Source organism: Streptomyces rectiviolaceus (assembly GCF_039533825.1).
In the GTDB taxonomy this organism is placed as follows: domain Bacteria; phylum Actinomycetota; class Actinomycetes; order Streptomycetales; family Streptomycetaceae; genus Streptomyces; species Streptomyces rectiviolaceus.
In genome coordinates, this window is sequence record NZ_BAAAUG010000188.1 from 89012 (window position 1) to 109880 (window position 20869).

A 20869-nucleotide genomic window follows, 5' to 3' on the forward strand; every position below is an offset into this window, starting at 1 on the left:
GCTCGCTCTCCCCTCCTACGCCCCGGATCAAGGACCGCCCCAGCACGGGCCCCGCCGACAGCACCCACCACGCTAGCGCCTGTCGGCCCCTGCTCGATCACGAACCTCAATCTGCCACCGGCGACGACGGCGGCTGCGCGGGCTGCGACGAGGGCGGCTGCTCCTGCTCCGAGGAGGGCGGCTGCGGCGTGGGGGACGAGGCGGACGGTGAGGAGGGCTCCCCGGAGGACGGGGAAGTGGACGGGGAAGTGGACGGGGAATTGGAGGGGGACGAGGAGGACAGGGACGGAGAGGGGGAGGGGGACTGCTGGTGCACCGGCGGCCGGGTCTTCGTGTCGCCCGCGCCCGTGTCGCCCTTGTCACGTTCGAACCACTCGCCGCTCTTCGGGTCGTACATGACGAACACGTTCACGACCTGCGTGGCGGGCGCCACGACCACGACGTTCGACGCCTTGTACCCCGGCCACGCGTCGCCCGTCCGCTTCGGGGTGCTCTTCTGCGCGACAGGCGGCAGCAGCGGGTTGCCGCAGGCACAGCGCACGCGCGGCACGCCCCGGTCGTCGACGAGTACGGCGGTGCCGGCCTGCAGGACGGCCTGATAGGCGGTGGGGGCGCCGTCGCGGTAGCCGTGGTTGGTGACACGGGTGTCCATGCGCAGCTGCACGGGTGTGAGCGCCCGCAGGTACGCGGGGACGGCGGACGCCTCGATGTCGAGGACCGAGGCGAACGCCTTGTTCTTCAGCGGGTCTTTCTTGAGGGCGGCGGCCTGCTTCTCCACGTCGCAGCTGCCGACCTTGCGCGTCCCGCCGTAGAGGCCGGGGGCGGAGCCGTCGACACCGCGCGTCACGTTGGCCGACGCCGAGGAGCTGGGCAGTGCGCTCGGGGACGACGGCGTGGAGTCGTCCCGGGCCGTCGACTCGGTGTAGGGATCAGGGCCCGGCTTCCCCGCGGGCTGGAGGATGACCTCGCCGGTGGATTCCTTGGTGCCGTCCGAGCTGTCGGGCCGGGTGAGCACGACGGTCAGCACGACCGCGGCGACGATCACGAGGGAGATCGCCGCCACGCGCGGCGCCGACCTCCACCAGGGGCGGTCCGGTTCCGGGCTCCCGCCGGGGCTCTCGTCCGGCCCACCGGGTCCCCCGCCGTGGCCGCCGCCGCTGAGCGGACCGCCCGGCGGCGGGCCCGACGGCCGGTCCCCGCTGGGTGGTGGCGTCGAACCCGCCTGGGTCGCGCCCGGCTGAGAAGGGCCCGAGATCGGGCCTGACGGGGGTCCTGTGGGGCGTCCTGACGACGGCGGTTCGACGCTCACGAACACTTCTTCCCTGCGTTGGGGATCTGCGGCGCACAGATCCGGTCACTCTTTCAACCGTTCTGCACACCTTTTACCGTTACGCGCCTATTGTGTGTCCCGCTTCCCGGAAGCCCGCAAGCCGACGCGGTCGGCCCTCCCGAGGGGCGGGCTGCCGCGACGCTGCTTAGCGTGACAACGTGAACGACCAGAGACCGCCCGGGCGGGCAGGCGCGCAGCCCGCGCCGCAGAGCAGGCGGGCCCCCCATGGCTGGATCCACGCCCTCGTGGCCGTGCTCGCCGCGCTGGTGGCCATGGCCGTCCTCGCCGCGCTCGGCCTGTGGGCCGCCGGGGCGACGGACCTGCCGGACGGTGCCTTCCCCAGCGTCGTCGCGGCTGTCGTCGTGATGGCGGTCGGCGGCTCCGTCGGGCTCTCCGGCGACGCCGGTGCCATCGCCGAGACGAACGCGGAGCTGTCCGTGCTCCCCCTCTCGATCACCCTCGCCGGGGCTCTGGTGCTCGGCGCCGGATTCCTCAGGCCGCTGCGGCACCGGGCGGTCGCCGGAACGAGGGAACTGATCGGCTGGGCCGCCCGGTTCGCGGTCCTGTGGATCCTGGTCCTCATCGGCCTCGGCCTGCTGGCCCGCCACCGGTTCACGATCTCGCTCGGGGAGGGGGAAGCGGCCGACATCGGCGACCTGCTGGGTGCCGGCTCGCCCAAGATCGGGTTCGAGACCGATGTGCCGCTGACCCTCGTGTTCGGGCTGCTGTGGCTGGTGGGCGTCCTCGTCGTGGCGCTGCTGGTCTCGCGCGGTGCGCCGCTCCCCGCCGGTCTCCTCCGCTTCCAGGAGTCGGTACGTCCCGGGGCCTACGCCATGGTGGTCCTGCTGCTCGCGTACGTCGCCCTGGGGTTCGTCATCGGAGTGATCGTGGCGGTGACCAAGGGGCATGCAGCCGAGACGCTCGCGGTGCTGCTGCTCGGGCTGCCCAACCTCGTCTGGCTCGCCTTTACCATCGGGCTCGGTGCGTCCTGGGAAGGCCGCGTGGACGGGCCGTTCGGACTGCCCATGCCGCGCGTCCTCGACGACGTACTGCGCACTCCGGACGACTCCACGCTCAGTCTGCGGACGCTCTCCGAACACGACGGCCGGGTGTGGTGGCTGCTGGTCGTCGCCGCGGTCCTGGTCCTGGGGGCCGCGTTCCTGATGGCGGCACGCTCACCCGCGCGGATGCGGGCCTGGCAGCACGCCGTGCACATGGCAGTGGCGCTGGCCCTCACGGTGCTCGCGGTCTGTCTGCTCGCCCGCCTCTCCGCCCACGCCGGCCTGTCCCTCCTGGGCATCGGGGATCTGGGCGGCGGCCTGTCGGGCCTGGTGAAGCTGCATCCGCAGCTGGGGACCGCGCTGATTCTCGCCGTGGCCTGGGGCCTGGTCACCGGTTTCATCGGCGGACTGCTGGCGCGGCGGGTCCACCGGCGCGGCGAGGTGCAGGAAGACGAGCCCGCACAGTCCTAGCCGGGCAGCCGCCTGAAGACCGGCCGCGCCCAGCTCGGCGGCTCCGGAGGCGCCCCCGGGCTCTGCGGGGCTCCCACTACGTGGCGGTCCACCTGCGTAGGAGTGTGCCCGTGCGCGCCTCCCGTGACCGCGGCGCGCAGCGCGGCCGCGAATTCCAGGCAGGAGCCGTACCGGTCATCGGGGCTCTTGGCCAGCGCCTTCGCCAGTACGCCGTCGAGGGCCGCGGGGACGTCGGGGCGCTTCTCGGTCAGGCGGGGCGGCTGGTCGTACTGGTGGGCCCAGAGCAGGGCCATGTCGTCGTCACGCTGGAAGGGCGGGCCGCCGGCCATGGTCTCGTGGACGACGCAAGCGAGGCTGTAGACGTCGCAGCGGCCATCCACCGGGCGTCCCGAGATCTGCTCCGGCGCCACGTAGTCGAGGGTTCCGACGAACTGGCCGACGGTCGTGAAGCCGGTCAGCGACAGCGACTTCTTCGTCAGGCCGAAGTCCGTGAGGTAGACGTGCTCCGGGTGGTCGCTGTCCGTGCCCTTGGCGACGAGGATGTTGCCGGGCTTGACGTCGCGGTGGACCAGCCCGTGATCGTGGGCCGCGTCGAGCGCGGACGCGACCTGCGCGGCGATGCGGAGGGCGGCTCCGACGGGGAGCGGGCCCGAGTCGTCGAGCAGGTGGCGCAGGTCGAGCCCGGGGACGTACCGCATGGCGATGTAGAGCACTCCGTCGGTCTCGCCCGCCTCGAAGACCGGCACGATGTGCGGATGCTCGATCGCGGCGGCCACGCGCGACTCGTGCGTGAAGCGCTGCCGGAAGGTGTCGTTGCGCGCGAGCTCGGGGGCGAGCAGCTTGAGGGCGACGGTCCGGTCGAGCCGCAGATCCTTGGCGCGATAGACGACGGCCATCCCGCCCCGCCCGATCTCGCTCTCGACGCGGTAGCCCGCGATCTGCTTCCCGATCAGCTCGGAGGGCCGCCCGGAATGGGGACTCGCGCCCGACGGCACGTCGTCGCGCGGCGCGCTCCCCATCAGGCGTCACCGGACCGGGCCGCCGGGTCGGGATCGGCAACATCATCAACCACCCGCGTCGCCTCAGAAGCCCCGCCACCACCTCCGCCATACGGCCCATGGGCCTGCCCCCGGCCCTCCACACCCACCACCTGCGTCGCCTCCACATCCCCCGCACCACCCGCGCCGTACGGCGCGCGCGCCTGGACTCCGTCCGCCGCGGCCACGACCTGCGTCGGCTCCGGGCCCGCTGGCTCCTCGCCGCCCGCGGGTACCCCGTCCGCACCGTCGCCGTGCACGCTTGGGCCCTCCCCCGCCGCGTACGTGCTGAGCCGTGTCCCGTCGTAGTACACCCACCGCTCGTGTTCGGCGTCGTAGAGCCACGTCGATCCGCCGTCCACGACCATGCCCACGCGCAGCCCGCGCGTCTGGCTCCGGAAGGACTCGCCGTCCGTCCTGCCTGCCGCCAGTTCCTCCGTCGCGCGGCGGTAGCGGCCCAGCGCGTCCTCCGTCCTGGCCAGGAGCGGGCCCGGGTCCGCCGTGTGGGTGAGGGGGTGGCCCGCGGCCGGGGGGTCGGGCGGTACGGCGATCAGGAGGCGGCCGTCGACCCACGTGGACCACCCGTTGGCACAGACGATCCGGCCCCAGTCGCCGAGCCGGTCGACCAGCTGTACGGGCAGCAACGCGTCGAGCGGCGTCGTCGGGCGGTCGGCGTCCGGTGCCTCCCAGGCGGGGAGCCCGTCCTGGGGGACGACGTGTGTGGGGCGGAAGTCCGCGGTGGTCATCTCGTCTGCTCCAGCTCCTGCTCTCGTCTGCTCCGGTCTGCTTCTGCTCTGCTTTGCTGCTTGTCGGCTGCTACTTCCGCATGACCGCGGGTTCGTGCCGTCGCAGCAGCCTCGCGACCACGAAGCCGAAGACCACCGAGAGGGCCACCAACATGCCCATGTTGAGCAGCCAGACACCCGCCGAGTGCCGGAACAGCGGGTCGGCCGTCAGCTCCCCCGGCACGATTCTGCCGAGGCCGATGGTCCCCGCCATCGCGCCCAGCGCCCACCGCGAGGGCACGAGCCACGCCAGTTGCTCGACGCCGGGCACCCCGTTGAGTTTCAGGAGCGCGCCGCAGAACACCACCTGGACGATGGCGAGCAGCACGAGCAGCGGCATCGTCACCTCTTCCTTGCGCACCAGGGCCGAGACCAGGAGCCCGAGCATCATGGCCGTGAACGCCAGCAGGGCCACCGCCACGGTGATCTCGGCAAGGGGTGGGAGCAGCACTCCCTCGCCGCCCGGCGCGTTCAGGTCGACGCCGAGCAGCGCCACCAGGGTCAGCACGACGGCCTGCAGCACAGTGATCGTTCCGAGTACGACGACCTTGGACATCAGGTACGCCGATCTGGAGAGCCCCACGGCCCGTTCGCGCCGGTAGATGACGCGCTCCTTGACCAGTTCCCGCACGGCATTGGCCGCGCCGGTCAGGACTCCGCCCACGCAGAGGATGAGCAGGGCGTTCAGCGCCGTCTCCTGGGTCAACTTGCTCCCTGCCAGCGCGCGGGCCATGGCGCCCATCACGAACGGCAGCGCGATCATGATCGCCAGGAACGTACGGTCCGCGCCGAGCGCGGCCGCGTACCGCCGCACCAGCGTCCGCAGCTGGGACCCCCAGCTCTGCGCCTTCGGCGGTGGCGCGAAGGAGGCCACGGGGTTCGCGGCGTCCTGTGCCAGATACGGCTGCGCGGAGGAGTTGACGATGTACTGCTGGTGGAACGGCGAGCGCCGGTACTCCCCGGCCCAGTCCCGGTCGCGGTCTCCCTCGAAGGCCTCGAACGCCTCGGGCCACTCGTCGAAGCCGAAGAACGGGAGCGCGTCCCCGGGCGGCCCGTAGTAGGCGATCCTGCCGCCCGCCGCGAGCACGAGGAGCCGGTCGCACCCGTCGAGGCTGAGCACGCTGTGGGTGACGACGATGACCGTCCGGCCGTCGTCGGCGAGGCCGCGCAGCATGTTCATCACCGAGCGGTCCATGCCGGGGTCGAGCCCGGAGGTCGGTTCGTCGAGGAAGAGCAGCGACGGCTTGGTCAGCAGTTCGAGCGCGACGCTCACACGCTTGCGCTGGCCGCCGGAGAGGCTGTGGATGGGCTGGTCGACGCGCTGCTCGAGGCCCAACTCCCGGATGACCTCGTCGACCCTGGCCCGGCGTTCCGCCTTCTCGGTGTCCTGGGGGAAGCGCAGTTCCGCGGCGTATCCGAGGGCGCGGCGCACGGTGAGCTGCGCGTGCAGGATGTCGTCCTGCGGCACGAGACCGATGCGCTGCCGGAGCTCGGCGTAGTCGCGGTACAGGTCGCGGCCGTCGTAGAGGACGGTGCCCTCGTCGGCGGGGCGCAGGCCGGTGAGGGCGTTGAGGAGGGTGGACTTGCCCGCGCCGCTGGGGCCGACGACGGCGAGCAGGCACTTCTCGCCGACGGGGAAGGAGATCTTGTCGAGGAGCGTCTTGCGGCCCTTGTCGACGGCGACCGTCAGCTCCTGGACGTCGAGCGACACCTCACCCGTGTCGACGTACTCCTGGAGTTCGTCGCCGACCAGGCAGAACGCACGGTGGCCGACGCCGACGATGTCCCCTGGCAAGACCGGGGCGCGGCCGACCGGCTGGCCGTTGAGATACGTGCCGTTGTGGCTGCCGAGGTCGACGATCTCGTACGTGCCGTCCGCGAGGACCCGCAGTTCGGCGTGGCGGCGTGAGACGACCAGATCGTCGATGACCAGGTCGTTGTCGGCGGCGCGGCCGATGCGGACGGTGCGCGCGGGCAGTGGGCGCACGGATGTCGGCTTCCGGAAGGTGCCGGTGGCCGATGGCGTGCGGACGCCGGAGGGGCGCTCGCGGGCCGCGGGCGCGGCGGGCGGGGACGGCTCACGGCCGGTGAGCACCGCGCGCGGGCCGTCCGCGACGCTGCCGAAGCGCAGGACGCTGCCGGGTCCGACACCCCACTCGTGGATGCGTCGGCCGTCGGCGTACGTGCCGTTCGTGCTGTGCTCGTCCTCGATCGTCCAGTGGTCGAGCTCGGCGTGCAGGACGGCGTGGTGCCAGGAGACGCGGGCATCGTCGATGACGATGTCGCTCAGTGGATCGCGCCCGACGTGATAGTCGCGGCTCGGACTCATCACCGTGGAACCGGTGTCGGTCTCAAGGACGAGTTCGGGCGCAGTCGGCGTTACAGGCCGCTCTCCCATGCCCGAATTCTACCCATTCGGGCGCGTCCACGCCTGGGCTCGGGCGCCCGCCCGGCCACATCCGGGGGTCCCGCCCGGCCACATCGAGGGCCCCGCCCGGCGTCAGGCGTCCCCGTACGCCTCTCCCCCGAGCTCGAAAACCGCGCTGCCCGCGGTCGCGTCGGCCAGCCAGGCCGTGAAGGTCTCGACGTCGGCGTCGGGAAGGCCGATCTCGATGGTCACCGCGTCGCCGTACCGCACGTCACGCACCTCGCGCCCCGCCGACCGCAGATCGTTCTGGATCTTGCCCGCACGCTGGTGGTCGACCGTGACGGTGGCGAGCCTGAAGCGCCTGCGGGTCAGGGTGCCGACCGCGTCGAGCGCCTCGCCGACCGCGCCTCCGTAGGCCCTGATCAGTCCGCCTGCGCCGAGCTTGACCCCGCCGTAGTAGCGGGTCACGACGGCGACGACGTACCGCATGTCACGGCGCAGCAGCATCTGGAGCATCGGCACACCGGCGGTCCCGCCGGGCTCCCCGTCGTCGCTCGCCTTCTGCACCCCCGCGTCGGCCCCGATGACGTACGCGAAGCAGTTGTGCGAGGCGGACGGGTGCTCCTTGCGGATGCGCGCGACGAAGTCCTGGGCCTCCCCCTCGGTGGCCGCGGGCGCGAGGGCGCACAGGAAGCGCGAGCGGTTGATCTCGGTCTCGTGCACGGCCTCGCGGGCCACTGTGCGGTACTCGTCGTGCATCCCGCCAGGGTAGGCCCCCGCTCACGCCGCGGCCCCGGTACGGTGATCCGTTGTGACGTCACCCTCGAATCGCGTACGCCAAGTCATCGTCGGTCATGACGTGTTGGAGTCGCTGCTCGGCGCCGCTCCCGTCACGGTCGTGGAGACCCGCGAGGACCCGGCCGATCCCTTCCTCTTCCCCGAGGAGGCGGACGTCGTGGCGCGGGCCGTGGACAAGCGGCGCCGCGAGTTCGCCACGGTCCGGCAGTGCGCCCGCACCGCCCTTGCCGAGCTCGGCGTACCTGCCGTGCCGATCCTGCCGGGCCCCAAGGGCGCGCCGCGCTGGCCCGACGGCATCGTCGGCAGCATGACGCACTGCGCGGGCTACCGCGCCGCCGTCGTGGCCCGCGCCTCGGCGGTCACCTCCATCGGCATCGACGCGGAGCCGGCCGCTCCGCTCTCCGATGCCGGTGTCCTTGCCCTGGTCACCGACGAGTCGGAGCGCGCGGCCCTCGCCGGGCTCGGCTTCCGGCATCCGGACGTCCCCTGGGACCGGCTCCTCTTCAGCGCCAAGGAGTCCGTCTACAAGACGTGGTTCCCGCTCACCGGGCGCTGGCTCGGCTTCGAGGACGCCCGCGTGCACCTGCACCCGGACGGCACGTTCACCGCGGACCTCCTCGTCCCCGGGCCGACGGTGGCGGGCCGCGAGCTGACGGGGTTCCGGGGCAACTGGCTGATACGGGACGGCATCGCCGTCACCGCCATCGTCCTGCCCCTCACTCCTCCGGCGCCCGGTACGTAGGGGCCCCGCCCAGCCAGGTGCCGAGCACCCGCACGTGCCGGATGGCCATCGGGTCCACGGTGCGCGGGTCCGCGGAGAGCCGGACCAGGTCCGCGGGCGCACCGGGCACCAGGGCGAGCCGGTCGTCGGCGCCCGCCTGGTGGGCGACACCGCTGGTGGCCGCGGCAAGCGCCTGCTCCACGGTGAGCCGCTGGTGCGGCGTCCAGCCGCTCTCCGGGTCCCCGTCGAACGTGCGCCTGGTGACCGCGACTTGGATGCCCTCGAGCGGCTCGTACGAACTGACGGGCCAGTCGCTGCCGAAGGAGAGCCGCACGCCGTCGCGCGCCAACTCCCCCATCGGGTACTGCCGGTCGGAGCGTTCGGCGCCGATCCGCGGCATCGAGAGCTCGGTCTGGAGCGGGTCGGGCTGCGCCCACAGGGGTTCGAAGTTGGCGATGACGCCGAGTGCGGCGAAGCGCGGCAGGTCGGCCGGGTCGACGAGCTGGACGTGGGTGATCACGGGCCGCCGGTCCCAGGCCGGATTGGCGAGGACCGCGGACTCCACCGCGTCGAGCGCCGCCCGTACGCCCGCGTCGCCGATGGCGTGGATGTGCGTCTGGAAGCCGTCGGCGTCGAACGCGCACACCGCTTCGGCGAGCGCGCGCGGCTCCCACACGGGCATGCCGCAGCTGTGCGGCGCGTCCAGATAGGGGTCGAGCAGGGCGGCCGTACCGCCCTCGATCACGCCGTCGCTGAAGTACTTCACCGTGCGCGCGGACAGCAGCGGGCCGCCATCGGCGCTCACGCGCCCGCGCGTCGCGTCGAACTGCCCCCGCTGCTCGCGCCAGCGGTCGGGGTCGGCGCGCTGGGCCAGGTCGACGCGGACGCTCAGGGCGTCGTGCCGGGCCGCCGCGAGATAGGCCTCCACCATCTCCGGTTCGACCCAGGCGTCCTGCACCCATGTGATGCCCGCTCGCGCGTACGCCCGGCCTGCCCGGCGCACGGCTTCGACCAGTTCGGCCTCCTCGCGGGCCGGCACCTGGTCGAGCACCAGGTCGCAGGCGTGCCACTCGCGCAGGGTGCCGAGCGGCGAGCCGTCGGGACGCCGGACGATCCAGCCGAGGCGCGGGTCCGGCGTCGAGTCCCGCACGCCTGCCCGGCGCAGCGCCTCCGTGTTGCACCACACCGTGTGGTAGTCGTGGGCCCGCAGCACGACGGGCCGTTGGGTGACCGCCGCGTCCAGCCACCTGGCGTCGAACTCACCGTCGGGCGCGAGCGCCGGGTCGTAGGAGGCGCCGACGATCCACTCCGCGTCCGGGTGCGCATCGGCCCAACGCCCGACCTCCGCGACGATCGCGTCGACCGATGCCAGGTCCTTGATCTGCGGGCCGAAGCTCTCCAGACCTCCGAAGAGGGGGTGGGCATGGCCGTCTCCGAAGGCGGGCAGGAGCAGGCCGTCCCCCAACTCGACGACGTCGTCCGCCACTTCGGCGAGCGCGCGGGCCCCGTCCCCGAGCGCGAGGACGCGTCCGTCGCGCACGGCGAGTGCCGTGGTGTCCCCGTGGACATCGCTTCCGGTGCGCACCGCCCCGAGAAAGACCCGCGTCACCGTCTCGTCCACCATGCTGCCCTGACCCTCCGTCACACGCTCTCCGCGTCCACTGTCGTCAGCCGTTCGTACGCCTGTGGGTCGCGCCGTCCGATCCGCAGGGCAAGAGCCGCTCCCGCCACGAACAGCACGGGCAGCGGCGCGATCAGAGCCGCGTTGACGCCGCCCGAAGCCCCCGTCAGGAGATCGAGGTTGGCACACACCAGCGCGATCAGTACCGCGAGGCCCGCGCAGGCGATCAGCGGGGCCACGACCACCCGCCAGGCGGGCATGCCCCTGCGGTCGCGCCGGAAGAAGCCGTACACCGCGAGCGCGGCGAGGGCCTGCATCAGCATCACGCCGAGGATGCCGGAGCCGTTGCTCCACAGAAAGGTGACGGTGTAGGGGTCCGCGCCGCTGACGACGGTCACGGCGACCACGGCGAGGGCGAGGACCGACTGCGCCACGACCGCCGTGACGGGTGCCCGCGTCTTCGGGGACACGGCGGCCAGGCGGCGCGGCAACAGCCCTTCGCGGCCCAGGGCGTAGAAGTAGCGGGCGGCGCCGTTGTGGAAGGCGAGGGTCGCGGCGAAGGCGCTGGTGATGATCAGTACGTGCATGGAGTCGGCGGCCCAGGCCCCGGCGAACCGCTCGGTGGCCGTGAAGACCATGTCGGCGCCGCCCTCCCCGTCGGCCACGGCCTGGGCGCGGTCGGATCCGTACGCGTTGATGATCATCCACACCGTGAAGGTGTAGAAGAACGCGAGGAACGCCACCGCGATGTAGGTGGCACGCGGCACCGTACGCTCCGGTTCCCGTGCCTCCTCTGCGTAGATGGCCGTCGCCTCGAACCCGACGAAGGCGCCGACGGCGAGCACGAACATGCCGCCCACTCCCGCTCCGCCCAGGTGCCCCGGCGAGAGCGTGCCCAGGTCGAGGCCCTGCGGCCCGCCGCCGTGCGCGAGCAGCCCGGCCTCGAACACCAGGAGCACGAGGACTTCGAGGGCCAGCGCGACACCGAGGACCTTGGCGCTGAACGTGACCTTCAGATAGCCGAGCACACCGACGGCGACGAGCCCGGCGACGGCCCAGATCCACCAGGCCACGCGGACCCCGGTCAGGTCCTGGAACCCGGACTCGGTGAACCATCCGAAGGCGACGAGCAGTCCGACCTCGATGGCGTTGTACGAGTAGAGCGCGACGTACGCGGACCCCGCTCCCGCCGGGCGTCCGAGCCCGCGGCCGATGTAGGCGTAGAAGGCGCCCGCGTTGCGCACGAAGCGGCTCATCGCGGTGAATCCGGCCGCGAAGACGATGAGCAGCAGCCCGGATATCAGGTAGCCGAGCGGCGCCGCCCGACCCGCCATGCCGATCGCCAGCGGGGCCACTCCCGCCATCACGGTCAGCGGCGCGGCAGCGGCCACGACGAAGAAGACGAGGTCGCCGGTGCCGACGGCGCCGCCGCTGAGGCCTTTGGCGACGCGGGAGGTGGGTGCGGTCACGCGGGTGCTCCAAGGGGGCAGGCGGCAGGCGGGGACGTCCAAGGAAACTAAAGCCTTTAGTCCGAGCTGGGCAGGACCGTACTCTGCACGGGGGCGGCTGTGAAGACCCCATCCGAAGACGGGAGTTGCCAAGCCATGGACAGAGGGAGGCCTCGCATACCGGTGCTCAGCGCGGACCTGATAGCGCGGGAGGCCCTCGCGCTGATCGACGCCGAGGGGGCCGACGTGTTCAGCCTGCCCCGCCTGGCCGCGCGGCTAGGGGTGAAGACCGCATCGCTCTACAACCATCTGGACGGCCGCGCCGAGGTCATCGAGGGCGTACGGCGCCTGGTCGTCGAGGAGATGGACGTCTCCGCCTTCGACACCCTGCCGTGGCCCGACGCCCTTGCCGCGTGGGCCCGTTCGTACCGTGACGCGTTCGCCAGGCACCCGCACTCCATCGACCTGCTGGCCACCACGACCATCAGCTCGCCGGCCACGCTCAGCATGTACGAGGCCGTCGTCACGGCGCTGGCCCGCGGCGGCTGGCCACAGGAACGTCTGGTCACGGCGCTGACCAGCGTCGAGTCCTTCCTGCTCGGCTCGGCGCTCGACCTGGTGGCGCCGCCGCTGATGATCGACCCGGCCGGGCACGCGCCTCGGGTGCCCGTCCTGGCGGCCGCGCTGGGCAGTGCCGTGGGCGGCGACAAGGCGGGGCGGGCCGATGAGGCGTTCGCGGCGGGGCTCGACGCGCTGATCCGGGGGCTCGTGGCTCAACTCGCGGAGTTTCGCGGGGAGTAGGCCACCTCGTCAGAGGTCGCGCTTCGGGTCGGCGAGCGTCTCCCAGAACATCGCCTCGTAGCGCTGCAGCAGCCTCCCGTGACGCAGAGCGGAGCCTGTCGCGTCGAGGCCCCGCTCCATGCCCGCGCGCACCGCGGCCAGTGCCTGCCGCTCGAGGTCCGGCGCGGGCTCGGCGAAGAACGCGAAGAACCCGCAGTCCTCCTCGCTGAAGCCGTAATGGGCCGGGAGCGCGCGGGCGAGCGTCGCGCAATAGGCACCCCAGGAGGCGAAGTTGGCGGTCAGGGCGAGGACCACGTCGACGGGAGCGCCATTCAGGGCGAGCCAGGCCACGTACGCCGGATAGGCCTGGCAGCCCGCGCGCGGCTCGTACGCGTCGGCGTCCGCCTCGCCCACGCCGCACGCCGCGACGAGAGCGCCGAGCCGGTCGAGGGCGAGCGCCTCCCCTTCGGCGAGGGTGCGGAAGAAGGCCTCGCACTCGGCTTCCCCCGTGGCGGCCGAGCGTTCGGCCAGGTGCAGGAAGGAGCGGCGGTCGGCGGGGATCACAGAGCGCTGCTCCAGAGCGAGAGCGGTGATCGCGGAACCGTTCGCGGTGCCGTCCGCGAACAGCGGGACGAGCGGATTGGCCGCCGGGTCCGGGGCAAGCCGCGTCGTCACGGCGTCGAGCAGCTCCTGTGCGGTCCGTGTCATCGTCCGTCCTCCTGCTTCGGCGGAACTTCTCGGTGCTGCCGACTCCTGTTAGTTTCTACAGTGCTGTAGAAACAAGAAACCAACGTACGGAGCTCTCATGGCCCTGTGGGACCGCGTCAAGGAATCCGCATCGACGATGCAGACCCAGCTCATGGCGAAGAAGAACGACCTCAAGAGCGGCGCCTTCCGCGACTCCAGTATGGCGATGTGCGCCCTCGTGGCAGCCGCGGACGGCTCCATCGACCCGTCCGAACGGCAGCGCGTGGCCCAACTCATCGCCACCAACGAGGTGCTGCAGAACTTCCCTGCCGACGAGTTGCGGCGCCGCTTCGACGACAACGTCGACAAGCTCACCGCCGACTTCGCGTTCGGCAAGGTCAGCGTGTTGCAGGAGGTCGCCAAGGCGAAGAAGAAGCCGGCGGAGGCGCGCGCCGTGGTCCAGATCGGCATCGTCATCGGCGGCGCGGACGGCGACTTCGACCCGACGGAGCGGGCCGTCGTGCGGGAGGCGTGCTACGCCCTCGACCTGCCGCCGCACGAGTTCGACCTCTGACACGGCCGTCAAGCCTCGCGCGGGGCGCACGGGGCGGGCGGGGTCACTCGGTGGCGCACCGTCCGCCCCCGAGGGGCACCTCGCGCATCCACAGCCCCTGACACCTGAACTCTCGTTCCGGACGGCTGTCTTGACGGCTCTCTTGACGGCCCGTCGAGGGCGCCACATCGTAACGGGACGCGGTATCGGGACGCGGCACCCCGGCTACTTCTACAGTGCTGTAGATTTAACTCCCCGGCCCTGACCACGGCCGGTACGCACTTCACCTCAGGACCTCAGGAGGACATCGTGGGAGTTTCCCTGGCCAAGGGCGGCAATGTCTCGCTCAGCAAGGAGGCCCCCGGCCTCACCGCCGTCCTGGTCGGCCTGGGCTGGGACGTCCGCACGACCACCGGCACGGACTACGACCTGGACGCCAGCGCCCTGCTCTGCGACGACTCGGGGAAGGTCGTCTCCGACCAGCACTTCATCTTCTACAACCAGCTCAAGAGCCCCGACGGTTCGGTCGAGCACACCGGCGACAACCTCACCGGTGAGGGCGAGGGCGACGACGAGGCCGTGAAGGTGAACCTCGCCGAGGTCCCCACCACGATCACGAAGATCGTCTTCCCGGTCTCCATCCACGACGCCGAGAACCGCGGCCAGAGCTTCGGCCAGGTCCGGGGCGCCTTCATCCGCGTGGTCAACCAGGCGGACAACGCGGAGATCGCCCGCTACGACCTGACCGAGGACGCGTCGACCGAGACCGCCATGGTCTTCGGCGAGCTCTACCGCCACGGAACGGAGTGGAAATTCCGTGCGGTCGGCCAGGGTTATGCAAGTGGGCTGCGCGGCATCGCGTCGGACTTCGGCGTGAATGTCTGACGTACGCGCTGACGCGTCTGACGTACGTGCTGACGCGTCTGACGTACGTGCTTGACAGTCATCCGACCATCGGCGGCAGAGGGAGCGGGACGTGTACGGCGATCCGGCAGCAGTGCGCAAGATCCTGACGGAACTCGGGGACACCTGGGCGGTCGTGGGCCTGTCCACGAACGAGGGGCGGGCGGCGTACGGAGTCGCGGGGGTCCTGCAGGCCTACGGGAAGCGCATCGTCCCGATCCATCCGAAGGCCGAGACGGTGCACGGCGAGCAGGGCTACCCGTCCCTCTCCGCCGTGCCCTTCAAGATCGACGTCGTCGATGTCTTCCTCAACAGCGGCCTCGCGGGCCAGGCCGCCGACGAGGCCGTCGCCATCGACGCGCAGGCGGTCTGGTTCCAGCTCGGCGTCATCGACGAGGCGGCGTACGAGCGGACGCGGGCGGCGGGCATCGAGATGGTGATGGACCGCTGCCCGGCGATCGAACTGCCGATGTTGCGCTAGACGTTCCGCCGGGGGTGCGGTGAGGGTGCACGGGCCCGGTGATGGGCCCGTGGACCGTGGACCCGGTGATCGGCCCGCGGACCCGATGATCGGCCCGCGGGTCGGTGGGGGTCGGTCGCGCAGTTCCCCGCGCCCCTTACGGGGCGCGGGACCGCACCGTCAGCCGACCCGCCGCAACGCCCTCTCCCGTCGCGCCGCCACGCTGGAGCCCGACTCCCTGCGTGCCATCCGGCGCAGCACGACCGGGGCCACGAGCAGGCCGAGCACGGCCCAGGCCCCCAGCACCCCGGCCGTCTCCCAGTGCCGCCAGGAGTCGGCGATCTCGATGCCGACCGCGCCGTCCGGCAGCAGGGCCGAGCGCATGCCGAGGCCGAGCCAGTAGACGGGGAACGCCTGGGCGACCCATTGCAGCCAGTCCGGCATGGCCGTGATCGGGTAGAAGATGCCGGAGATCGCGATCATGCCGAGGACCGGCAGCTGGATCAGGCCCTGGCTGCGCGCGCTGGTGAACACCGAGCCGAGGACCGCGCCGATGGGCAGGGTCGCGACCATGCCGATGACGAGCACCCAGGTCAGCGTCAGCCAGGAGCCGGGGCCGCCGATCGCGAGGCCCTCGACGAGGAGCATCCCGGGGATCAGCAGGATCGCCAGGTCGGCGAGCAGGCCGCCCGCCACGGAGACGACCTTGCCGATGAGGTAGCCCGGCATCCCGTTCGGCGTGGCCTTGGCGCGCAGCAGGGTGCCGTCCTCGCGTTCGGCGGTGAGCGCCTGGCTCATGCTGACCATGCCCATCGCCGCGTTCATGCCGAGGATGCTCGGCAGGGCGAGGGTGCCGAGCAGGAGTCCGCTCGTGCCGAACGCCGTGTCCCGCATGAAGAACAAGACGGTCAGCATCAGCACCGGCCACAGCAGATGCGACAGGACGTCGCCGCCGTTGGTGAACGACTGCCGAAGCTCGATCAGGCCACGGGCCCAGCCCGCACGGACCGCCACGCTCGTCGCGTTCACCGGGCCACCGCCGTCCCGGCCGTGCGCGACCCCGTCTCGCCCTGGCCTCGCACCAGCGCCAGGTAGGTGTCCTCCAATGAGGCCCTGCGGACCTCCAGTTCACCCACGGCCTCGCCGTACTCGCGGAACAACCCACGGACGAACGCCGTCGATTCGGCCGTCGACTTCACGAAGTGCCGCCCGCCGCACGTCCAGCGCACCTCGTCCTCCCCCGCGATCCGCCGCGCCAGGTCGTCCGCCGAGCCGTCCGCGATGATCTGTCCCCCGGACAGGATCATGATGCGGTCGGCGAGCTTGCCCGCCTCGTGCAGGTCGTGCGTGGTGAGCAGGATCGTGGTCTCGTGATCGTCGGCGAGCCGGTGGACCAGTTCATGGAACTCCTGCCTGGCCTCCGGGTCGAAGCCCGCGGTCGGCTCGTCCAGGAACAGCAGTTCCGGGCGGCCCACGATGCCGATCGCCACGTCCAGCCTGCGCCGCTGTCCACCGGACAACGTCTTGACCTTCTTGCCCGCGTGCGCGGTCAGGCCGACCGCCGCCAGGAGTTCATCGGTGTCCCACGGCCGCCTGATCGTGTCGGTGGAGTAGGGGGCGTAGTACGTCCCGAGGTACGCGAGCAGCTCACGCACCCGCCACTTGCCGTGGTCGCGCCAGGACTGCAGGACGACCCCGATGCGCGCACGCCATGCCTCGGTGCCGAGCGCCGGGTCCGTGCCGAGCACCTGGACCCGGCCCGCCGAGCGCATGCGGAACCCCTCCATGATCTCGATGGTGGTGGTCTTGCCCGCCCCGTTCGGCCCGAGCAGGGCGAGCACTTCGCCGTGCCGGGCCCGGAATGTCACATCTCGCAGTACGTCGGACGTGCCGTAGCGCATGCGGAGTCCCTCGACATCGAGCACGACCTCCTCGCTCGTCGTCGTCACGTCAACTCCTCCCCGTAGCCGTTCAGATGCCGGCGAAGCTACGTTGCGTTCAGTGCACGATCAATGAATAACTGGCCGAGCAAGCCTCCCCAATGGGAGATTTCCAGGATTCGTTGCAATGGACTTGCCGATGAACGCAAGGAGGCCGACGCGTATGCCGGGAGGCAGGCTGACCCACGAGGACCGCAGGCACATCGGCGCGGGCCTCGCCGAGGGGCTCGGATACGCCGAGATCGCCCGGCGCATCGGCAGGCCGACATCGACCATCAGCCGCGAGGTGACCCGGAACGGCGGTCCCGAGGCCTACCGCGTCGACCACGCCCACCTGGCCACCGGGAGGCGCGCCCGCCGACGCAGGCAGATCCCGCGCCATGAACCGGCCCCGCCCGCCGACGCGTACGGGCGTGACCCCGATGACGTACGCGACTTCGCCGAGCAGCTCGCGGCGCTGATGGTCAGGACCGGGGTGCCCCGCATGGCCGCGCGGGTGCTTGCCTGCCTGATCACGGACGACTCCGGCAGCCTCACCGCCGCGGACCTCGTCCAGCGGCTGCGGGTCAGCCCCGCGTCGGTGTCCCTGGCCGTCGGCTACCTGGAGGGCCTTGAGGTGATCCGCCGTGTACGGGAGCCCGGACACCGTCGCCAGCGGTACGTCATCGACGACGACGTCTGGCTCCAGGCCTGGATGACGAGCGCTCAGCAGCACGCGATGTGGGCGGAGACCGCGCAGCGGGGAGTCGACGTCCTCGACGCGGCGACGCCCGCGGGGGCCAGGCTCGCCCACATGAGCCAGTTCTTCGCGACCCTCAGCGACGACATGAGCGGCGGCACCGAAGCCGTCGACGACGCGCTGACCGTACTGGCCGCACTGCGTCACGCGAACGCGTCTCTGACGGAGCACCACCTGGCCACGGCCCTGGCCTGGCCCCCGGCCCGCGTGTCCAAGGCCCTGCACTGCGCCGAACAGGACCGGCTCACCCCGGCACAGCTCAAGGCCTTGGGATAGATAGCTCCCGCCGAGGGCCTCGCGCGAGCGTGCCGCCCCCGGTCAGTAGCGTGGCGTCATGGGAAACATGTTCCATGGCGGTGGCCGCAGCCTCGACCTGTCCAACTCGGGCACAGCGGTCTTCATCGACGTGCTCACGCTCGCCGTGTCCGATCTCGCACGCAGCCCGTGGGACTACCGTTTCGCCGCTCTGCTGACGCTGCAGGACCAGAACGTCATGGGCCGCGGGGCGGTCGGGTTCGACCTGGAGGACATCGACTGGGGCCGGTCCCCTCGGCAGCGGGCCGACGCCAAGGACTTCGTCCTGCGTGTGCTCGACCTCGCCCTGCGCCACCACCGATGGGACGAGCTGGACTACAGCCCGCCCCATGCCGAGGGCTACCTCTGGCAGTACCACGAGGTCGTCGCCGCGTTCGATCCGGCCGACGCGCGGCCCCGCGGCGGCTGCACCTTCCCCGGCCCGGACGAGGCGGCCGTCGCGTCGTGCGTGCGGCACCGTGTCCTGAGCGCCATTCCGCACTGGGAGGGCTGCGTGCTCTGCCACGCGTAGCGGCCGGACCTCAGGTTCGGGGCGCTACGGGATGTCCGCGCGGAACTTCTTCGTCAGGTCCGCGCCCCGGATCACGTCGGCCGAGTGGTACTTGAGACCCCAGGCGTCGATCACCGAACCGTCCGCGAACATGCAGGCGGAGACGACGTTCGAGGGGTTGGTCTCGCCCTTCTTGGCCCAGCCTCCGCCGTCCGTGGACTTCGGGCCGTACATCGCCGTGCCGTTGATCGACTCGCAGTAGCCGAGCGACGGGTTGCCGGGGTGGCCGCCCGGGTCGGCGGGCCTGTGGACGTAGGCGAGCGCGGCCAGCGTGGGCTTGTCGGCGGCGAGGGTATGGGCGCCGATCGTGATCCTGGTGCCGTCCTCGCCGGTGAAGACGCACATCTCGCGTTCACCGCCGAGCCGGACGATCTGCGTCCCGGTCTTGGTGTAGTACGGCACCTGCTTCTGCGCGGCACCGCCCTGCTTCTCGCACCACGTGGCGTCGGCGGACGCGCGCTCGGCGGTGTGCCCCGCCGCGGGCGCGGCGGGGCTGTCGGCGGCGTTGGCCGCCACGGCACTGCCCGAGAGCAGCAACGCGACACCCACGGAAAGGACTTGGGAACGCTTCACGCTTCCTCCAGAGAGGGACACAGGGGACGGCGGCTGTGATCGGCAATATCTTCGGGAGGCTTTCTCCGCAGGTCAACGCGGACCGGCGGACTCGCGGGCGGCCGGACGAAGTCGACGCGATGAGGTCCGCCGCACCCGTCTGACGTGCCGCGACGAGGGGCGTGATCCGGCCAGTAATCCACCGGTAACAGGCCGGTGGGGGCGAGCGGTTAGAGTGACTGCCCTCATGGGCGGCACGGGCGGCACGGGCGGAACGGCACACGCGTACGACACTCAGGGGAGCCCCGGCATCTCTCCCCCCGTGCTTCGCATCCGGCTGCTCGGCGGTTTCCGGGCGGAGCGGACCGACGGGGCGCCGCCCGCCGAGCGGTGGCCGCGCCCCAGCGCCCGGACCCTGGTGAAACTGCTCGCCCTCGCCCCCGGACATCAGCTGCACCGCGAGCACATCATGGCTGCGTGCTGGCCGCACGCCGAACTCCCGGCCGCACAGCGGAACTTGCGGGTCGCCCTGCACGCGGCCCGGCACGCGCTCGAACCCGAACTGACACCCCGGTCGGCATCCTCGTACCTGGTGGCCGACGGGGCACTGCTGCGGCTTGCGCCGGGCGCGGTCCAGATCGACACGGACCGCGCGGAATCCCTGGCCGAAAGCGCGCTGTCCGGCGGCTGGACGCCCGAACTGGCCGCCGCTCTGGCCGAGTTCACCGGAGAGCTGCTCCCCGAGGACCGCTACGCCCCCTGGGCCGAACCGCACCGCACACGCCTGGCCGAACTGCGCGGCCGGGTCGCGCTCGCCCTCGCGGAGGCGCAGCTCGCGGCGGGCGAGGAGCAGGAGGCGTCCGCGACCGCCAGGCTTCTCCTGGAGTCCGCCCCGGCGGACGAACGGGCCCACCGTGTGCTGATCAAGGCCTGGCTGCGGCAGGGGATGCGGCGTGCGGCGATCCGGCAGTACGAGTTGTGCGCCGCGGCCCTCGACTTCGCCGACCCGGGAGCTCGTCCGGGCCCCGAGACGGTGCGGCTCCACCGCGCGGCGCTCGATCAGCCCCCGGGCCCCGAGGCGGACGCGGCACGGGTGCGCGTGGCCCTGGCCCGCACCCTGGAGCGTTCGGGCCGCTACGCCGAGGCGGTCCGCGTCCTGCGGGAGGCGCTCACGGCGTACGAAGTCCAACGCAGCGCGGACGCCTGTACGTTGGCGGCCACCCACCTCGCGGAGATCCTGGCGCACACCGCGACGCCGCAACAGGCCCGCACCGTCCTCGACGCCCATCCGCCGGGGCCGGACGCCACGGCGGACGTGCGTGCGGCGCACCGCATGGCGGAGTCGATGATCCTGTTCCACGAGGGGCGGTACGAGGCGGGCCTCGCGGCGGCTCGCGGCGCGCACGTGGCTCTCGGGCCGGGCGGGGGCGGCATCCTCCTCGCGCGCTCACTCGCCCAACAGGCCATCTGCCACGGCCTGCTGGGACGGCACGAGGCTGCCATCGCGCCCGCCGAGAAGGCCCTCGCACCGGCCGAGGAGTCCGGCGACCCGGCCCTCCTCGCCACCGTCCTTTCCGTGTTGCGCGAGAACGCGCGCCGGGCGGGGCAGCACCGCAAGGCGTTGGGCCACGGGCGGCGGGCCCTCACGCTCGCCGAGCAGGCCGGGCGGCCCACCGCCACCGCCTTCGAGCGCGCCAACCTCGCCGAGCTGCATCTGCTGCTGGGCGAGGTGGAGCAGGCGGAGCAGTTGGCGGCAGCGGCCGTCGGGCTCGCCGAGCCGTTCGGCGGCACGGTCCTCGCCTTCGCCCTC

General features: G+C 72.0%; 20 protein-coding genes. 9 read left to right on the top strand and 11 right to left on the bottom strand.

Translation table 11 applies throughout. The features are described 5' to 3' along the window. Positions 1-106: 106 nt before the first annotated feature. Complete coding sequence (locus ABD378_RS39345; protein ID WP_344529391.1) at positions 107-1309, bottom strand: DUF6777 domain-containing protein; 1203 nt, start codon at positions 1307-1309, stop codon at positions 107-109. A 293-nt stretch (positions 1310-1602) separates the two neighbouring features. On the opposite strand from ABD378_RS39345, the gene ABD378_RS39350 reads away from it, so the two are divergent. Beyond that, the gene (locus tag ABD378_RS39350) at positions 1603-2802 is read left to right on the top strand and encodes a streptophobe family protein (protein ID WP_425583964.1); all 1200 of its coding nucleotides are present in this window, start codon (positions 1603-1605) and stop codon (positions 2800-2802) included. Here ABD378_RS39350 and ABD378_RS39355 read toward each other — a convergent pair. The 4 genes from ABD378_RS39355 to ABD378_RS39370 all read right to left on the bottom strand — a co-directional run bounded on the left by ABD378_RS39355 (position 2799) and on the right by ABD378_RS39370 (position 7751). Then, entirely contained in the window at positions 2799-3821 is a 1023-nt protein-coding gene (locus tag ABD378_RS39355; RefSeq protein WP_344529395.1) for a serine/threonine-protein kinase, read from the bottom strand. The genes ABD378_RS39350 and ABD378_RS39355 overlap by 4 nt on opposite strands. Beyond that, complete coding sequence (locus tag ABD378_RS39360; protein WP_344529397.1) at positions 3821-4585, bottom strand: hypothetical protein; 765 nt, start codon at positions 4583-4585, stop codon at positions 3821-3823. Before ABD378_RS39360 ends, ABD378_RS39355 begins: the two co-directional genes overlap by 1 nt. Positions 4586-4655: 70 nt before the next feature. After that, entirely contained in the window at positions 4656-7022 is a 2367-nt protein-coding gene (locus ABD378_RS39365; RefSeq protein WP_344529399.1) for an FHA domain-containing protein, read from the bottom strand. Positions 7023-7124: 102 nt separating this feature from the next. Then, complete coding sequence (locus ABD378_RS39370) at positions 7125-7751, bottom strand: YigZ family protein (RefSeq protein WP_344529401.1); 627 nt, start codon at positions 7749-7751, stop codon at positions 7125-7127. A gap of 100 nt (positions 7752-7851) precedes the next feature. Between ABD378_RS39370 and ABD378_RS39375 the strand changes: the two genes are divergently transcribed. After that, the gene (locus tag ABD378_RS39375) at positions 7852-8532 is read left to right on the top strand and encodes a 4'-phosphopantetheinyl transferase family protein (protein WP_344529429.1); all 681 of its coding nucleotides are present in this window, start codon (positions 7852-7854) and stop codon (positions 8530-8532) included. On the opposite strand, the gene ABD378_RS39380 is transcribed toward ABD378_RS39375, so the two are convergent. Continuing rightward, positions 8507-10156 carry an amidohydrolase gene (locus tag ABD378_RS39380; protein ID WP_344529403.1) on the bottom strand — a complete coding sequence of 550 codons (1650 nt, stop codon included), beginning with the start codon at positions 10154-10156 and terminating at the stop codon, positions 8507-8509. The genes ABD378_RS39375 and ABD378_RS39380 overlap by 26 nt on opposite strands. Beyond that, complete coding sequence (locus ABD378_RS39385; RefSeq protein WP_344529405.1) at positions 10153-11601, bottom strand: APC family permease; 1449 nt, start codon at positions 11599-11601, stop codon at positions 10153-10155. Before ABD378_RS39385 ends, ABD378_RS39380 begins: the two co-directional genes overlap by 4 nt. A 135-nt stretch (positions 11602-11736) precedes the next feature. On the opposite strand from ABD378_RS39385, the gene ABD378_RS39390 reads away from it, so the two are divergent. Next, the gene (locus tag ABD378_RS39390) at positions 11737-12381 is read left to right on the top strand and encodes a TetR/AcrR family transcriptional regulator (protein ID WP_344529407.1); all 645 of its coding nucleotides are present in this window, start codon (positions 11737-11739) and stop codon (positions 12379-12381) included. Positions 12382-12390: 9 nt separating this feature from the next. On the opposite strand, the gene ABD378_RS39395 is transcribed toward ABD378_RS39390, so the two are convergent. Then, positions 12391-13068, bottom strand: a complete 678-nt coding sequence (locus ABD378_RS39395) for a TenA family protein (RefSeq protein ID WP_344529409.1) — start codon at positions 13066-13068, stop codon at positions 12391-12393. Between the two features lie 97 nt (positions 13069-13165). On the opposite strand from ABD378_RS39395, the gene ABD378_RS39400 reads away from it, so the two are divergent. The 3 genes from ABD378_RS39400 (at position 13166) to ABD378_RS39410 (ending at position 14984) form a co-directional block, all read left to right on the top strand. Further along, the gene (locus ABD378_RS39400) at positions 13166-13621 is read left to right on the top strand and encodes a tellurite resistance TerB family protein (RefSeq protein ID WP_344529411.1); all 456 of its coding nucleotides are present in this window, start codon (positions 13166-13168) and stop codon (positions 13619-13621) included. A 288-nt stretch (positions 13622-13909) separates the two neighbouring features. Then, positions 13910-14485 carry a TerD family protein gene (locus ABD378_RS39405; protein ID WP_344529413.1) on the top strand — a complete coding sequence of 192 codons (576 nt, stop codon included), beginning with the start codon at positions 13910-13912 and terminating at the stop codon, positions 14483-14485. Positions 14486-14576: 91 nt separating this feature from the next. After that, complete coding sequence (locus ABD378_RS39410; RefSeq protein ID WP_344529415.1) at positions 14577-14984, top strand: CoA-binding protein; 408 nt, start codon at positions 14577-14579, stop codon at positions 14982-14984. Positions 14985-15143: 159 nt separating this feature from the next. Here ABD378_RS39410 and ABD378_RS39415 read toward each other — a convergent pair whose 3' ends face one another. Together ABD378_RS39415 and ABD378_RS39420 are read right to left on the bottom strand one after the other, a co-directional pair. Next, the gene (locus ABD378_RS39415) at positions 15144-15992 is read right to left on the bottom strand and encodes an ABC transporter permease (protein WP_344529417.1); all 849 of its coding nucleotides are present in this window, start codon (positions 15990-15992) and stop codon (positions 15144-15146) included. Then, on the bottom strand, positions 15989-16864 hold the full coding sequence (locus ABD378_RS39420) for an ABC transporter ATP-binding protein (RefSeq protein ID WP_344529431.1): 876 nt from the start codon (positions 16862-16864) through the stop codon (positions 15989-15991). Before ABD378_RS39420 ends, ABD378_RS39415 begins: the two co-directional genes overlap by 4 nt. Positions 16865-17066: 202 nt before the next feature. Here ABD378_RS39420 and ABD378_RS39425 point away from each other — a divergent pair, with 202 nt between their 5' ends. Together ABD378_RS39425 and ABD378_RS39430 are read left to right on the top strand one after the other, a co-directional pair. After that, positions 17067-17918, top strand: a complete 852-nt coding sequence (locus tag ABD378_RS39425; protein ID WP_344529419.1) for a GbsR/MarR family transcriptional regulator — start codon at positions 17067-17069, stop codon at positions 17916-17918. Between the two features lie 58 nt (positions 17919-17976). Beyond that, positions 17977-18468 (top strand): hypothetical protein, encoded by a 492-nt coding sequence (locus tag ABD378_RS39430; RefSeq protein ID WP_344529421.1) that lies wholly within the window; start codon positions 17977-17979, stop codon positions 18466-18468. Between the two features lie 24 nt (positions 18469-18492). Here ABD378_RS39430 and ABD378_RS39435 read toward each other — a convergent pair whose 3' ends face one another. Beyond that, positions 18493-19080 (bottom strand): hypothetical protein, encoded by a 588-nt coding sequence (locus tag ABD378_RS39435; RefSeq protein ID WP_344529423.1) that lies wholly within the window; start codon positions 19078-19080, stop codon positions 18493-18495. A 214-nt stretch (positions 19081-19294) separates the two neighbouring features. On the opposite strand from ABD378_RS39435, the gene ABD378_RS39440 reads away from it, so the two are divergent. Next, positions 19295-20869, top strand: a 1575-nt coding sequence (locus ABD378_RS39440; protein ID WP_344529425.1) for an AfsR/SARP family transcriptional regulator, incomplete at its 3' end; no start/stop codon positions are given.

Bases quoted from the DNA above. Each gene is read 5' to 3' on its own strand.
- ABD378_RS39355 (WP_344529395.1), bottom strand. From the start codon at position 3,821: ATGGGGAGCGCGCCGCGCGACGACGTGCCGTCGGGCGCGAGTCCCCAT.
- ABD378_RS39430 (WP_344529421.1), top strand. From the start codon at position 17,977: ATGGGAAACATGTTCCATGGCGGTGGCCGCAGCCTCGACCTGTCCAAC.
- ABD378_RS39365 (WP_344529399.1), bottom strand. From the start codon at position 7,022: ATGGGAGAGCGGCCTGTAACGCCGACTGCGCCCGAACTCGTCCTTGAG.
- ABD378_RS39425 (WP_344529419.1), top strand. From the start codon at position 17,067: ATGCCGGGAGGCAGGCTGACCCACGAGGACCGCAGGCACATCGGCGCG.
- ABD378_RS39420 (WP_344529431.1), bottom strand. From the start codon at position 16,864: ATGCGCTACGGCACGTCCGACGTACTGCGAGATGTGACATTCCGGGCC.
- ABD378_RS39370 (WP_344529401.1), bottom strand. From the start codon at position 7,751: ATGCACGACGAGTACCGCACAGTGGCCCGCGAGGCCGTGCACGAGACC.
- ABD378_RS39400 (WP_344529411.1), top strand. From the start codon at position 13,166: ATGGCCCTGTGGGACCGCGTCAAGGAATCCGCATCGACGATGCAGACC.
- ABD378_RS39395 (WP_344529409.1), bottom strand. From the start codon at position 13,068: ATGACACGGACCGCACAGGAGCTGCTCGACGCCGTGACGACGCGGCTT.
- ABD378_RS39360 (WP_344529397.1), bottom strand. From the start codon at position 4,585: ATGACCACCGCGGACTTCCGCCCCACACACGTCGTCCCCCAGGACGGG.
- ABD378_RS39350 (WP_425583964.1), top strand. From the start codon at position 1,603: ATGGCCGTCCTCGCCGCGCTCGGCCTGTGGGCCGCCGGGGCGACGGAC.
- ABD378_RS39390 (WP_344529407.1), top strand. From the start codon at position 11,737: ATGGACAGAGGGAGGCCTCGCATACCGGTGCTCAGCGCGGACCTGATA.